Annotated in this window: 12 protein-coding genes and 1 pseudogene; 8 read left to right on the top strand and 5 right to left on the bottom strand. The window is 62.8% G+C overall.

Features of this window, described 5'->3' with window-relative positions; translation table 11 throughout:
• Window positions 1-32: 32 nt before the first annotated feature.
• From FD715_RS21090 to mdoH, 6 genes are all read left to right on the top strand, one after another.
• The gene (locus FD715_RS21090; protein WP_147114829.1) at window positions 33-1,682 is read left to right on the top strand and encodes a thiamine pyrophosphate-binding protein; all 1,650 of its coding nucleotides are present in this window, start codon (window positions 33-35) and stop codon (window positions 1,680-1,682) included.
• Window positions 1,666-2,883 carry a CaiB/BaiF CoA-transferase family protein gene (locus tag FD715_RS21085; RefSeq protein WP_147114827.1) on the top strand — a complete coding sequence of 406 codons (1,218 nt, stop codon included), beginning with the start codon at window positions 1,666-1,668 and terminating at the stop codon, window positions 2,881-2,883. The genes FD715_RS21090 and FD715_RS21085 overlap by 17 nt, the downstream gene beginning before the upstream one ends.
• A gap of 173 nt (window positions 2,884-3,056) precedes the next feature.
• On the top strand, window positions 3,057-4,403 hold the full coding sequence (locus FD715_RS21080; protein ID WP_147114824.1) for a tetratricopeptide repeat protein: 1,347 nt from the start codon (window positions 3,057-3,059) through the stop codon (window positions 4,401-4,403).
• A gap of 45 nt (window positions 4,404-4,448) precedes the next feature.
• Window positions 4,449-5,720 (top strand): OpgC family protein, encoded by a 1,272-nt coding sequence (locus tag FD715_RS21075; protein ID WP_147114821.1) that lies wholly within the window; start codon window positions 4,449-4,451, stop codon window positions 5,718-5,720.
• Window positions 5,720-7,246, top strand: a complete 1,527-nt coding sequence (locus FD715_RS21070) for a glucan biosynthesis protein (protein WP_147114818.1) — start codon at window positions 5,720-5,722, stop codon at window positions 7,244-7,246. The genes FD715_RS21075 and FD715_RS21070 overlap by 1 nt, the downstream gene beginning before the upstream one ends.
• Window positions 7,243-9,090, top strand: coding sequence for a glucans biosynthesis glucosyltransferase MdoH (gene mdoH, locus FD715_RS21065; protein ID WP_147114815.1), 1,848 nt, complete (start codon window positions 7,243-7,245; stop codon window positions 9,088-9,090). The genes FD715_RS21070 and mdoH overlap by 4 nt, the downstream gene beginning before the upstream one ends.
• Window positions 9,091-9,355: 265 nt before the next feature.
• Here mdoH and FD715_RS21060 read toward each other — a convergent pair whose 3' ends face one another.
• From FD715_RS21060 to FD715_RS21045, 4 genes are all read right to left on the bottom strand, one after another.
• On the bottom strand, window positions 9,356-9,865 hold the full coding sequence (locus FD715_RS21060) for a rhodanese-like domain-containing protein (RefSeq protein ID WP_223275024.1): 510 nt from the start codon (window positions 9,863-9,865) through the stop codon (window positions 9,356-9,358).
• A gap of 1 nt (window position 9,866) precedes the next feature.
• A complete protein-coding gene (locus tag FD715_RS21055) occupies window positions 9,867-10,391 on the bottom strand; it encodes a YHS domain-containing (seleno)protein (protein ID WP_147114886.1) in 525 nt (174 codons plus the stop codon).
• A gap of 141 nt (window positions 10,392-10,532) precedes the next feature.
• Window positions 10,533-11,321, bottom strand: a complete 789-nt coding sequence (locus FD715_RS21050; protein WP_147114809.1) for an SseB family protein — start codon at window positions 11,319-11,321, stop codon at window positions 10,533-10,535.
• Window positions 11,318-11,899: a uracil-DNA glycosylase family protein gene (locus FD715_RS21045; protein WP_147114806.1), complete on the bottom strand. Its 582-nt coding sequence runs from the start codon at window positions 11,897-11,899 to the stop codon at window positions 11,318-11,320. The genes FD715_RS21050 and FD715_RS21045 overlap by 4 nt, the downstream gene beginning before the upstream one ends.
• Window positions 11,900-11,996: 97 nt before the next feature.
• Here FD715_RS21045 and FD715_RS21040 point away from each other — a divergent pair, with 97 nt between their 5' ends.
• Together FD715_RS21040 and FD715_RS21035 are read left to right on the top strand one after the other, a co-directional pair.
• On the top strand, window positions 11,997-12,335 hold the full coding sequence (locus FD715_RS21040; RefSeq protein ID WP_147114802.1) for a helix-turn-helix transcriptional regulator: 339 nt from the start codon (window positions 11,997-11,999) through the stop codon (window positions 12,333-12,335).
• Window positions 12,328-13,359 (top strand): permease, encoded by a 1,032-nt coding sequence (locus FD715_RS21035; protein WP_147114799.1) that lies wholly within the window; start codon window positions 12,328-12,330, stop codon window positions 13,357-13,359. The genes FD715_RS21040 and FD715_RS21035 overlap by 8 nt, the downstream gene beginning before the upstream one ends.
• A 231-nt stretch (window positions 13,360-13,590) precedes the next feature.
• Here FD715_RS21035 and FD715_RS21030 read toward each other — a convergent pair.
• A pseudogene (locus FD715_RS21030) lies at window positions 13,591-13,755 on the bottom strand (transposase); the annotation flags it as partial.
• Between the last annotated feature and the right edge of the window lie 183 nt (window positions 13,756-13,938).

Raw genomic sequence — 13,938 nt, 5'->3', positions numbered from 1 at the left:
TAAGCGCCGTGCCGAACACTGGAAGATGACCGATGAAAGATATCTCTCCCGCCTCACCCCGCGCCGCGGACGTATTGGCCACGCGGCTCCACGATGCCGGGTGCCGCTTTGCTTTCGGCATGCCGGGGGGCGAGGTCCTGACCATCGTCGACGCGCTGGAACGCGCGGGCATCCGGTTCATCTTGTGCAAGCACGAAAATGCCGCCGCCTTCATGGCCGAAGGGGCTTGGCACCGAACCGGAGCGCCCGGCATTCTGGTTGCAACCGTGGGTCCGGGCGCGTTGAACGGCGTGAATGCCGTGGCCAACGCCCATCAGGACCGTGTGCCGCTGATCGTCCTGGCCGGGTGCGTCGATGCGGATGAGGCGCAAACATACACGCACCAGGTTCTCGATCAGACGCAGGTGTTTCGACCGATCACCAAAGCCACATTTACCCTGAACACCGGCGCCGCGCATGTGATCGCGGACAAGGCGTTGGGTATCGCCCTTGAGGGGCGGCCGGGTCCAGTTCATATCGACGTGCCAATCAGCGTTGCGGTCGCCCCGGTCACACCCGAAATCCCAGCGCGACGCGCAGCGGCAGAACCCGTTGTCCCTGCGCCCGCGACGTTGGAGAAGATGCGCGCGTCTCTTGCCGAAGCCGAACGCCCCATTCTGATCGTCGGTGTTGACGCCCTGAACCAGGGGTTCGACACAAGACGGCAGGACATGGCGGAAGCGCTGAAGGATTTTGTCGAAACCTTCAACGTCCCGGTCATCACCACCTACAAGGCCAAGGGCCTGCTGCCAGAAGATCATCCGCTGGCCCTCGGCGGGGCAGGTCTGTCGCCCAAGGCCGACAATGTCCTGCTGCCGCTGGTGCAGCGCGCCGATCTGATCATCGGGCTGGGTTATGATCCGATCGAAATGCGAACCGGCTGGCGCGACTTCTACTATCCCGGCATCCAGACCATGATCGACATCACGGCAGAGCCGAACCATCACTATATGCACCAGGCCACGATGAACGTGGTGGGCGACTGTGGCGCGACACTTGCGGCGATGGCCGATGGCATCGCACGAGGTGATACTTGGGCGGGGGGCGAGGTTGCCACGGCCAAGTCCGAATTGGCTGCCGCGTTCCCTTCAAATGATGACTGGAGCCCCGCAGCTGTCATCGACACCTGCAGGACATCACTCCCGCGCAACACGCTTGCCACGGCGGACAGTGGCGCGCACCGCATCCTACTCAGCCAGATGTGGGAATGCTACGAACCCCGCGGCCTCATGCAATCCTCGGCCCTGTGCACCATGGGCTGCGCCATCCCGCTCGCCATGGGCGCGCAGGTGGCCGAACCGGACCGCACAGTCGTCAGCTTTTCGGGGGACGCGGGTTTCCTCATGGTCGCGGGTGAGTTGTCCACAGCCGCTGAACTGGGCCTGAAGACCATCTTCGTGGTGTTCGTGGACGCCTCCCTCGCCCTGATCGAATTGAAACAGCGCCAACGGCAACTCACCAATGCGGGCGTGGACTTTGCCAAGCACGACTTTGCCGCCATGGGCCGCGCCTTTGGCGGTGCCGGACACACAGTCACGTCGCGGAGCGAGCTGAAAGAGGCGCTGGCAGCCGCCCAATCCGCCAACACCTTCACCGTCATTGCCGCAGTCATCGACCGAGGAGCATATGATGGTCGCATCTGAAACCAAGGGCGCACTCGACGGCCTCTTTGTCCTCGACCTCTCGCGCATCCTTGCTGGTCCCACGGCCACGCAACTGTTGGGCGACATGGGCGCGACGGTCATCAAAATCGAAAACCCCAAGACCGGCGGCGACGACACACGCAGCTGGGGGCCGAACTACGCCCGTGATCACAATGGCAACGCCACAGACCTGTCGGCCTATTTCATGGCCGCCAACCGCAACAAGCAGTCTGTGGCCGTGGACCTGTCGACCGAAGACGGACAGGCCGTGGTGCGCCAACTCGCCGCCCGTGCCGACGTGGTGATCGAGAATTACAAACCCGGCGGTCTGGTCAAATACGGGCTCGACCACGACACGCTGCTGAAGGCGCACCCGGGGCTGGTCTACTGCTCGATCTCTGGCTTCGGGCAAACGGGGCCGAACCGGGACAAGCCTGGGTATGACCTGATGGCGCAAGGCTATGGCGGGATCATGTCGCTCACCGGCGATCCAGATGGCACACCCACCAAGGTGGGTGTCGGCATCGCTGACGTCATGTGCGGGATGTACGCGACCATAGGTATTCTCGCAGCCCTGCGCCACCGCGACCAGACCGGCGAGGGGCAGCATATCGACCTCAGCCTTGTGGACGCGCAGATGGCTTGGCTGATCAATGAGGGGTGCAATTACCTCGTATCAGGCAACGTACCCGAACGGCGCGGCAATGCGCATCCGAACATCGTGCCATACGACGCGTTTCCGACGTCGGACGGGCACGTATTGGTGGCCGTCGGCAACGACAGCCAGTTCGTCCGCTTCTGCGACGCCATTGGCGCGCCAGAATTGGGCGCCGACCCGCGTTATACGACCAACCTCAAGCGGATCGAAAACCGTGTCACGCTCACGCAATCCCTCACACCCATCCTGTCGCGCATGACCAAGGATGAATTGCTGGCCAAAATGCATGCCGTAAAGGTGCCGGGCGGCCCGATCCACGACGTGGCAGAGGCGCTGAATTCCGATCAGGCGCAGGCCCGTGGCACGGTTGTGGCGGTCGAGCATGATGACGTGGCAGACGGACACGTCCGGCTTCTAGCGAATCCGCTCAAATTTTCGGCAACGCCGGTCACATACCGCCGCGCACCGCCACGCTTCGGGCAGGATACGGAGGCGGTTCTTGCAACATTACTGCCTCAAAACACGCAAGAAAATCCTGATTGACCCTAGGTCTTTGGCCGGTTTTCGCCTGCTTTTGACGAATGTGCTGACATTTTGCTCACGGAACCCCCTACGGTGTTTCACGGTTACGTGTGTCTACCCCTCATGACATGTCAAAGGCCCCCAGATGTTCTACACCAAAAACACGAACGCATACGGTATAAGGTAGCGCCCACATGATGCACGATATTTGCCAAGCGCCGGTCAGCCTCGATGACCCCGCTCTCGTTGAAGAGTGGAACGGGATGATCCACGCTTTTATGGCCCACGGCACTGCCACACCGACGCATTTGGGCGCGGTGTTGTCCGGCGCCCCCCACTTCGCGATGGGATTTGCGGCCAAGGGCCTCTTCTCGCTCATGATGGGCCGTAAGGAGCTGTGGGATGTCGCGCATCAGGCAGGCAAGGACGCCGTGGCCGCCCTGGCTGTATCCGGCGGGAGCGCACGCGAACGGCTGTGGGTCCGCGCACTTGGCGAATGGCTCGATGGCCGCCCCTCCGGTGCCATCGCCGCGATGGAACGCGTGCTGGCCGAACACCCGACAGACACGCTGTCGGCCAAGGTCAGCCACGCCATCCGCTTCATTCTGGGCGACGGCGTCGGCATGCGCCGCTCGATCGAAAACGTCATCGACGCCCACAAGGGCCATGCACTTGAAGGGTACGTGCACGGCTGTCACGCGTTCACGCTCGAGGAAACAGGCGATTATGCCGAGGCCGAAGCGGCCGGGCTGAAGGGCTTGAAATTGGCCACTGACGATGCCTGGGGCCTGCACGCGGTGGCCCACGTCTACGACATGACGGCGCGGCCCGATGCCGGTATCTCATTGATCGAAAACAACGTCTCGGCCTGGGACCACTGCAACAACTTCCGCTACCACGTCTGGTGGCACAAGGCGCTGTTGCACCTGGACCGGGGGGAGAATGACATCGTCCTGGCGCTGTATGACCAGCAGATCCGTGCGGACAAGACCGACGACTACCGCGACATCGCCAACGCAACATCGCTTCTGATGCGGCTTGAGCTTGAGGGCACGCATGTCGGAGACCGTTGGGACGAACTGGCCGACTTTGCACAGAACCGGACCGACGATGGCTGCCTGGTCTTTGCCGATCTGCACTACCAATTGGCGCTCGGCGCAGCTGGCCGCGAAGACGCGCAGGCCGACATGACGGCCCGTTTCGCCATTGACGCGGCCCGGCAGGGTGAAATGCCTGCCCGTGTTGCCGATCCGGGCAAGGCCGCGCTCGCCGGTCTCAACGCCTTTGCCGAAGGGCGCTATGACGCGGCTTTCCGTGATCTCGCAGCCGCGCGCCCGACCATGCAGACCATCGGCGGCAGCCACGCCCAGCGCGACGTGTTCGAGCGCATGACAATCGACGCAGGGCTGCGGTCCGGCATGTATGACGCGACCGAAACCCTGATCGAAGACCGGATCGCCCGGCGCGCCGGGGCCATCGACCGGTTTGCGGCGACCCGGCTCGCCTCGATCCAGGACGCCCGGCGCATCCCCGCGCAATGACGCGCAGGGATGGTGCCAGTTTGTAAGGTAAAGTAGACAGCGGCCATGACGTTCGCCGACCCCACACATACTGCTACCGCAGCGCCTGCTGCGGCCTCAACCGCCAACCCGGTGCGGGTGCGCGATATCCGCCTGGATTTCTTCCGCGGCATCGCGATGTTCATCATTCTCTTCGCCCATACGCCCGGCAACTTCCTGACGCGCTGGATCCCGGCGCGCTGGGGGTTCTCCGACGCGACCGAGATGTTCGTCTTCTGCTCAGGCATGGCCTCCGCCATCGCATTCGGCGCCACGTTCGACAGGGCTGGCTTCGCCCTTGGCACCGCTCGCGTCGGCTTCCGCATCTGGCAGGTCTACTGGGCGCATGTGGGCCTCTTCTTTGCCACGGCGGCGCTGCTTGTCTACGTCACGGATCTCGAGATCACGACGCGCAACTACTGGGGGCAGATGAACCTCTGGATGCTCTTTGTCGAAAGCGAGCATTGGGAAAACGCCAACATCCTGTTCAGCTTCATGACGCTGCAATGGGTGCCCAACCTCTTCGACATCCTGCCGATGTACATGGTGATCCTTGCAATGATGCCGCTGGTCATTGCGCTGGCCCGCGTGCACCTCGGCCTCGTTGCGGCGTTTTGCATCGCAATGTGGATCCTGGGCCAACGCCGTTTCATGGAAGCGGCAGGCCTGCCCTATCTGAACTTTACAGCCGAACCGTGGGTCGGCGATGACGATTGGCAACGTCGCTGGTTTCTCAACCCGTTTGCTTGGCAGCTTGTCTTTTTCACCGGCTTCGCGTTCATGCGCGGTTGGTTGCCGAAACCGCCCGTCAACGCGCTCTTGATCGGCATCGCGACCGTCATCGTGCTGGCGAACATCCCCTTCTCTAGCATCGGCGTGCGCGAAAACGGCGGCCTCGGCCTCGACTGGGCGCGTGAATGGCGCAGCGAGAACCGGCAATGGATTTCCAAGTCAGACTTCGGGATATTGCGCTATATCCAGTTCCTGGCGCTGGCCTATCTCGCCTGGGTGCTGGCGGGCGACAAGGGCAACCGCCTGCGGGTGACGGCAACGCACGCCGTCGCGCGTGTGTGGGACCGGGTGCTCAAGCTCATTCTGAAAGTCGGCCAACAATCGCTTGCCGTCTTCGTCGTGTCGATCTTTGTGGCCCGGTTCAACGGGTTCGCCATGGACGTGCTGGGCCGCGAGACAGGAACCGTTCTCGCCGTCAACGCGTTTGGCTGCGGGGTTCTGATCCTGACCGCGTATCTGGCGGGTTGGTTCAAATCGACCCCGTGGAAACCAAAGGTGCCCCGCTGATGAATCGACGCACGTTCCTTGCATCCCTTGCCGCTCTGGCGGCAGCCCCCCACGCCGTATCGGCACAAGGGGAGCCAGGCCTGCAATTGGGCGATGCGACCGCATTCACCCCTGCGGATGTCATCGACAGGGCACGAGACATGGCATCGCGCCCCTATGAACCCCGCCCGCTCATTCCCGAGGCATGGCGGAACCTAAGCTACGACCAGTATCGCAAGATCTGGTTCGATGGCCGCAACGCCCTGTGGGAAGGCACTGACGCGCCCCAGCGCATCGATGTGCTGGCACCCGGCCTCTACTACCCGCAATCCATCCGCACCTATGTGGTCGAAGGGGATCAGGCACGCCCGATCCAATTTGATTTCAACGTCTTCGACACGACCGACAAGTTCCCGGCCAACATGCCCATCGACGATACGCTGGGATATTCCGGCTTGCGGCTGCGCGCCGAACTGCGCCAGCCGGGCATCTTCCAGGAATACGCCGTCTTTCAGGGCGCCAGCTACTTCCGCGGCATCGGCACCGACGACATCTACGGGCTGTCCGCACGCGGGCTCGCGCTCAAAACCGGCGACCCGATGGGCGAGGAGTTTCCAGACTTCACCCATTTCTGGATCGAACGGCCTGGCACGGGTGCCGCGCAGATCATCGTTCACGCGCTGCTCGACAGTCCATCCTGCACCGGCGCCTACCGGTTCGAGATCATGCCCGGCCAACCCCTCGTTATGGAGGTCGAGGCAGAGATCTTCGCCCGGCAAACACTCACCCATGTGGGCATCGCACCGCTGACATCCATGTTCATGTTCGACGATATGGACACGCAGCGTTTTGACGACTTCCGCCCTGCAGTGCACGACAATGACGGCCTGATGATCCACAACGGCGCGGGCGAGGTGATCTGGCGCCCCCTCGCCAACCCACGCACCCTGCAGATCAGCGCCTTTGGCGACAATAATCCGCGTGGCTTCGGCCTCATGCAGCGCGCGCGCAAGTTCAGCGACTTCAACGACCTCGAAGCGCTCTACCACCGCCGTCCCGGTCTCTGGGTCACACCGGGTGAAGGCTGGGGACGCGGATCAGTCGCACTGGTCGAGATCCCGACCGACAGCGAGATCTTTGACAACATCGTCGCCTATTGGCGCCCTGCCCGCCATATCGAGGCGGGCACGTCCCATCGCATGACCTACCGCCTCGACTGGGGCGCTGATCCGGCACCCACTGCTGCCATGCCGCTGCGTGTTTTGAACACCGCCGCCGGTGGACGACCCGAAGGCGGGCGCATCTTCACCATCGATTTTGAGGACGCGCCACACGTGCCAAAGGACCTGTCCAAGATCCAGCGCCTTGTGCGGTCTACCGCCGGTGACGTCACCGAAGGCATAATTCAGCGCAATCCAGAGACCGGTGGCCCCCGTTTGGCCTTCACTTTCACCCCCGGGGACGCTCCTTGGGCCGAATTCCGCGCACAATTGCGCCTGGACGGACAAGCGCTCAGTGAAGTCTGGCTATATAGGTGGACGACATGAATCACGCTGCCATGCCCCCCCGCGCGCCGCTTGCGATGCCTGCTCAGGACTTCGCCCATGCGCCTGCCTGTGCCGACGCCGGAACGGACCGTCAGGACCCGATCTGGCGGATGGCCGTCTTCCTGCCTGCGCTTGCGATTACGGGTGGCGTGCTCTGGGGCCTGTATGGGCTTTTTGCCATGTCTGGCATGACCGGGTTCGAATACGTGCTTCTGACGCTTATTGGCCTCACCTTCATCTGGGTCACCATCGCCGTCTCAACCGTGGGCGTTGGACTGGCCAGCAGACTTGACCCGGCCCGCAAACCCGCGACCGGCGATCCGCTGGACGTGGCACTGCTCGTCCCGGTCTACAATGAAACCCCATGGGACGTATTTGGCAACGCCGCCGCGATGATGACGGATCTGACGCGCCAGAAGGGCGGGCACCGCTACAGCCTGTTCATCCTCAGCGACACCACCGACGACGCCATCGCGGCACAGGAATGGGACGCCTTCCAGGCTCTGAAAGCGCGCGCGCCGCTCCCCGTGCACTACCGCCGCCGCGCCCGGAATACCGACAAAAAGGTGGGCAACCTCGTCGATTGGATCACCGGCTGGGGCGCGGATTACGAAGCGATGTTGGTGCTGGATGCCGACAGCCTGATGACAGGCCGCGCCATCGACCGGCTTTCGACCGAGCTGGCCGCCGACCCCAAAGCCGGGCTGATCCAAAGCTTCCCGCAACTCATCGGCGCGAACACCCTCTTTGCCCGGATGCAGCAGTTCTCGAACATCGCCTATGGTTGGCTTCTGGCCGAAGGGCTCGCGCACTGGGCCCGGACCGAAGGCAACTACTGGGGTCACAACGCGATCATCCGCACGCACGCCTTTGCGTCCTCCGCCGGTCTGCCCTATCTGCGCACGCTATCCGGGCGCAACGACCTGATCCTGTCCCATGACTTTGTTGAGGCATCGCTTCTGCGCCGCGCAGGCTGGCGCGTGCGCTTTCTGCCCCGCATCTCCGGCAGCTTCGAAGAAACGCCGGGAACACTTATCGACTATGTGATCCGCGACCGGCGCTGGTGCCGCGGCAACCTGCAGCACCTGCGCCTGCTGACAACCCGCGGCCTGCATCCTGTCAGCCGCTTCCACCTGTTCCAGGGTGCGGCTGCATACCTCATGTCGCCTGCATGGTTCGTACTTCTCATTTTCTGGGCGCTTCTGGGCCGCGATGCAGAGACAAACGTGATCTCGTACTTCAACGAAGCGAACCCGCTGTTTCCGAACTGGCCTCCGGCCATGACGCATATCGACAGCGCCATCTTCCTGGTTGTCATGTACGCGATGCTGTTACTGCCCAAGATCACATCCGCCCTGATCATTGCGGCCAATGGCAAGGCCGTGCGGCTCTTCGGTGGCCGCCGCGTCTTTGCGGGCGCTGTACTGACCGAATTGGCGCTGTCCGTCGCATATGCCCCCATCATGATGATCCAGCAGACCAAAGCCGTGATCGGCGGCCTGATCGGGCGCGGCGGCTGGACCCCGCAAAGCCGCACGGCACAGGCCTACCCGATGCTGACGCTGATCAAGTTCCACTGGATCGAATCCCTGATTGGCGGGCTGCTTTTCGTGGGCCTTGGTATGGGGCTTGTCTCCTGGTGGCTGATCCCCATCGCCCTCAGCCTCGCATTCGCGGTGCCGCTCTCGGGTCTCAGCGCCTACCCCCTCGCCCAGATCGGCCTGTCCGGCCTGCGCCTCGACAACCCGCTGACGCTGCGCGAACCGGCCATTGTGGTCAGCGCACGCACGCAACGCGCCGAAATGCGCGCCACAATCGAAGCGCCAAAGATGGCCGCGGAGTAACCTTGGGCAATGTCCGGATCACTTGATCCGGTACAGTGCGGTCGGCCCGTTTTGAATTTCGACACCGAGGGACCATCGGTGAGGCTGGTTTCCGAGCCGTGAAAACCCTGCGCGCACATGATCCACGGGGTGGCTGGCAGCTTTTGCTTCGCCAAAGCAGCCCTTGCCACTGGCCGCGTCTGTCTGCGCGGCCGCGACCTCTTTGTCTCGGTGAAGTCGAAGTCAAAATCAAAAAATGTCGTGCGCCGTCAGGCGCACAATCGGATCACGCTGGCTCTGGCGCCCACGCGACAACCGGCAAGCCACGCTTCAGCCAGCCAGGACCTGCGCCTGATCCCAGCATACCCTCGGGCACATCAATGATTGCAGTGAACCCTGCGCCAGTCAGACGCCGGGTCAGCCCGCGCGACCGCACGCCACGCGCGCAGATCAACGCGACCGGCGCATCCATGTGACCGGATGTGCGGTGCAACAGAACGTCCGCGAAATCCTCACGGCGCATGTCGATCGGAATAGCCCCTTCACCGACGCCTGTGCGCTGCCACTCGTCCGGGCGACGAATATCAATGAGGAGCACGGCGCCGCTGAGCGCCGCGGCATGGGCGTCCGGCACGCTCAACGTCCCATCGGCCCCGGCGCGCGCCGACACGTTGTACCACCGTGACGCAAACACCGTGCCTCCGATGATGGCACCACCCGCCAAAAACCCAAAGCCCCGGCGCGTCATCCGCACCGGGGCCTCTGCCCGAAGATCTGTTTCAGGCAGTTCGTTCATCTCACGACTTTGGCGCCGCGCTCGAGAATTTGGGGATCGTGCGGTCCGAAGCAGGATCATCCTCGATGCCCACCCAGTTGCCTTCAGCAAGGGTGATGTTGCCCGGAATGTCCTCTTCCCAGAAGCCAACAACGTTCTCGGTAATGTTCAGGTACAGCTTGTCGTCCACGATCCGCCACAGATACGGGTTGGCAGGCACCTTGCCGCCCTTGGCCACGCCATAGGCGCAGTGCCCGTCATATTGCGGCGCGTAGCGCGCGGGGTCGGCCACGAACTTGTCGCGGTTCTCTTCGGTCGAGAAGGCAAAGGTCGCACCGTTGTACTCCGCCGTAATGCCCGCATTGCCCGCCACGGGAGCCGTCTGGGTCTGGCCCACCGGCTGCATCTCAAGGTCGAAATAGGCTACGACATCATAGCCGGACACGGCAAAGCCGGTCTCGTCAACATATTGATCACCGGCAAAGGCGGCGGTGCCAAGGGTCAGGGCACTGGCAGCCGCCGCAACGGCCAAAGTGAAACGGTTCATCATTTGGAACATCCTCTGTGAAACGGGGCACGCCGCGTCTGTCGCAGCGCATGATGCAATAGTACGACCGATTGGTCCACAATTTCAGCCCACCTCGCGCCGATGTGAGTGGGCGGGGGAATACGTGATCGCATGGACGGCTCAGCGCAGACGCGGTGGGCGCGCGGGGTCCATGCCAGGGGCTGAAGGTTCGGGGGAGCGCGCGGGCGCTGGCTGCGGCAGATCAAAGCGCAGGCCAACGCGGGCCAGCCGCTCCGTCACCGGATCGCGCCCATCGAAAAAACCGACATCCATTGCCCCCGCCTCAATCCCGGAAAAGGTCAACGCCTCGGACGCCGCCCGCGCCAGTGCATCCTCCGCCCCAGGCGCTGCGCCGACAAAAGCCAGCAGGTGGCCACGTGCGCCGTCCGCATCGGTCGTTCCAACCAGGTACGCAGCTTGGGCCAATCCGGTGGCCGTCGCTAGCTTGGTATCAATCGCTGTGATCAACACCTCCGGCAACCCAGCGGGCGCAGAGACTTCCGCCAAACACGCCTCAACCTCATCCGGACCATGCCCCAACGTCTGCGCCAGCCACCGCACACCGTCCGAATCCAATAAAAAAGACGACGGCGCCACATCCAGGTTCAGACCCAAGCCCAAACCCTGCTCCGCAAGCAGCCCGGCGATCACACGGCCCGACAGCGCGGCGTAGGGGGCCTCTGCGCCGACAAAGGCCGCCAACCGCTCTTCCCGATCAAAGACCAGCACCAAGGGGCCGGTCCCCGGATCAAACACCTGCGGCGACACCTGCTCGCCCTCGGCCTCCGCCTCCAATAGCAGGAACAGCTCCGCATCACCCAACCGCTCGAAAAAGCGCAGCCGCGCCGCGTCATCCCCGGGGGCTGCCTGCATCGCCGCATGCACCTGATCCAAAACCGTTTCTGTCACGCCAACACCTCTCTAACCCGCGCGCGCAGCACAGGCAGCACCTCATCCTCGAACCACGGGTTCCGCTTGAGCCACGCGGTATTGCGCCAGGACGGATGTGGCAAGGGAAAGGCCCGAGGCGCAAAGTCGCGCCACGCCGCCACCGTATCGCGCACCGACATCCGCGTGCCCAGATGCCAGGACTGCGCATAGCCGCCGATCAGCAGAACAAGCGGCACATCTCCCACATGCGCCATCACCGCATCGCGCCACGTCGCCGCACAGACCTTCGGTGGAGGACGATCTGATCCCTTGGCGTCATAGCCGGGAAAGCAGAACGCCATCGGTACGATCGCCAGCTTGTCGCGATCGTAAAAGGTCGCCTCGTCCATGCCCAACCAGTCCCGCAGCCGATCCCCGGACGGGTCGGTAAAGGGCCGCCCGCTCTCATGCACCCGCGCACCGGGCGCTTGGCCGGCCACCAGAATGCGCGCACCGGGCTTGAACCACACGACGGGACGCGGGCTGTGCCCGGTCTCGGTCGCGGCAAATCTATCACTGCAAATCGTGCAAGCGCGGATGTCATCGGTCAAAGCCATGGCGAAGACCTAAGCCACACCAGACACTTAGACAATCATTTCGATGTTTCACGAAATAACTGTTGCCTCCGACAAATATTTCGATAATTCTAAAAATATGAAAATGGATTTGCCTAACCCGCTTGATCTCACCCGCGCCGCAGCAGCATTCGCCGCGCTCGGGTCCGAACAACGCCTGTCCGTCCTGCGCACGCTCGTGCGCGCCGGGCCCGAGGGGCTGAGCATCGGCACGCTGGGCGAGCGCACGGGGGTCACCGGCTCCACGCTCACGCACCATGTCAAAATCCTCGCCTCCGCAGGCCTCGTGACCCAAGCGCGTCAGGGCCGGTCGATCATCTGCGCCGCTGTCGCCTTTGACGAGGTGCAGGATCTCGCAGACTTTCTACTCACCGAATGCTGCGCTGACAGCACAGATACGGATCAGGAATATGGCTGACACGACGTCTCAAACCACCACCTCGTCACTCTGGTCCCGGATCGACCGCGTCTGGCTCGCCTCCGCCCTGATCCTGCTGATCGTCGCCATCATCGACCTGCCCCGTGTGGACGACGTCGCAAGCTTTGCCATGCGCGCGCTTCTGGGCACTCTACCGTTCATCGCCTTCGCCGTCTTTGCCATCGCCTATCTCAAGGCCACGGGCGCCGAAAACCTTCTGGCCAAGGCGTTTCAGGGCAACCCCGCCCGCATGATCGTCATGGCGGCGCTGCTGGGCGGCCTATCGCCCTTCTGCTCGTGCGAAGTGATCCCCTTCATCGCCGCCCTGCTCGCCGTCGGCGCACCGCTGGCTGGCGTCATGGCCTTCTGGCTCGCGTCTCCACTCATGGACCCAGCCATGTTCGCCATCACCACGGGCGCCATCACACTCGATTTCGCGATTGCCAAAACCCTCGCCGCCGTCGCACTCGGCCTCTTCGGCGGCTTTGGCACGCTAATGCTGTCTAGCACAGCCATTTTCACCGACCCCTTGCGCGAAAAACCTGCCGTGGGTGGCTGCTGCGGGGTCAAGGCACCGTTCTCAGCCACACCCGTCTGGCGCTTTTGGCAGGTGCGTGAACGCAAGCAGATCTTCCGCAATGCTGGCTTGGAAAATGGTGTCTTCCTGCTCAAATGGCTCACCCTCGCCTACGTGATCGAGGGGCTGATGGTTCATTATATGCCCGCAGATTTCATCGCGAACATCCTCGGCGGTGGTGGGATCGGGACCATCCTGCTCGGCGCAGTGGTCGGCATGCCCGCCTACCTCAACGGCTATGCCGCTGCCCCCCTGATCGGTGACCTACTCGACCAAGGCATGGCGCCTGGGGCTGCGATGTCCTTCATGATTGCGGGCGGCGTCAGCTCGATCCCCGCGGCGCTCGCTGTGTGGGCCTTGGTCAAACCACGCATTTTCGCAGCCTACCTGGGGTTTGCACTGGTGGGCTCTGTACTCACCGGCATTGCATGGCAAATGATCGCGTAAACAGAGCACTCGCCTAGCTAACCAAATGGCGCAGAAAGCGACATGCGCCAAGGACGTGCCAGAGGCGGTCGTGCGCCAGAACGGCTCGATACGAGGGAAACGGGCGAGGACGCCCTGGTCTGCGAAGCCGGTCGGCGGGTTGGTCAATTTCGGTTTATCTGGGCGTAAGGTTTCTGTTGGGCTCCCACACCTATGGCGCCGTCGCCAACACTGCGATTCATTAAAATAGTGCCGCTTCATCTCCGGCGGCATTAGACCCGCATCCTTCTTCTTCCAGCTTAAGAACGTCGCCGAACTGATACCTAATTTCCTGCAGACTGAAGCGACGGGCATCCAATCCTTCACCTGCTTGATGATGAACGCCTTCTGCGCGTCTGTGAACTTCGATGCATTCATACGTTTCCACTTCTCTCCCCGCCCGGGATTCGATGCAGAATAATTTAACCAAAATCGAAGGGCGTTTCCGAGGATCGCGTTCTGAAGACGTTTGCCTTAAAAAATGCCATGACGTAACACGCGATACGCTGAAGGCGCTCTTCTTCGTTCATGTGAACGGAAGAGCTGTGTTCAACGTCAATG

This window comes from Tateyamaria sp. syn59, from assembly GCF_007995245.1.
Taxonomy (GTDB): domain Bacteria; phylum Pseudomonadota; class Alphaproteobacteria; order Rhodobacterales; family Rhodobacteraceae; genus Tateyamaria.
Note: the sequence above shows the minus strand (reverse complement) of the source record. Positions and strands in the feature narration are given on the sequence as shown.

What these genes read in the sequence shown, in the direction of transcription:
- FD715_RS21090 (WP_147114829.1), top strand. Translation starts at nt 33, where the DNA reads ATGAAAGATATCTCTCCCGCCTCACCCCGCGCCGCGGACGTATTGGCC.
- FD715_RS21085 (WP_147114827.1), top strand. Translation starts at nt 1,666, where the DNA reads ATGATGGTCGCATCTGAAACCAAGGGCGCACTCGACGGCCTCTTTGTC.
- FD715_RS21080 (WP_147114824.1), top strand. Translation starts at nt 3,057, where the DNA reads ATGATGCACGATATTTGCCAAGCGCCGGTCAGCCTCGATGACCCCGCT.
- FD715_RS21075 (WP_147114821.1), top strand. Translation starts at nt 4,449, where the DNA reads ATGACGTTCGCCGACCCCACACATACTGCTACCGCAGCGCCTGCTGCG.
- FD715_RS21070 (WP_147114818.1), top strand. Translation starts at nt 5,720, where the DNA reads ATGAATCGACGCACGTTCCTTGCATCCCTTGCCGCTCTGGCGGCAGCC.
- mdoH (WP_147114815.1), top strand. Translation starts at nt 7,243, where the DNA reads ATGAATCACGCTGCCATGCCCCCCCGCGCGCCGCTTGCGATGCCTGCT.
- FD715_RS21060 (WP_223275024.1), bottom strand. Translation starts at nt 9,865, where the DNA reads ATGAACGAACTGCCTGAAACAGATCTTCGGGCAGAGGCCCCGGTGCGG.
- FD715_RS21055 (WP_147114886.1), bottom strand. Translation starts at nt 10,391, where the DNA reads ATGAACCGTTTCACTTTGGCCGTTGCGGCGGCTGCCAGTGCCCTGACC.
- FD715_RS21045 (WP_147114806.1), bottom strand. Translation starts at nt 11,899, where the DNA reads ATGGCTTTGACCGATGACATCCGCGCTTGCACGATTTGCAGTGATAGA.
- FD715_RS21040 (WP_147114802.1), top strand. Translation starts at nt 11,997, where the DNA reads ATGAAAATGGATTTGCCTAACCCGCTTGATCTCACCCGCGCCGCAGCA.
- FD715_RS21035 (WP_147114799.1), top strand. Translation starts at nt 12,328, where the DNA reads ATGGCTGACACGACGTCTCAAACCACCACCTCGTCACTCTGGTCCCGG.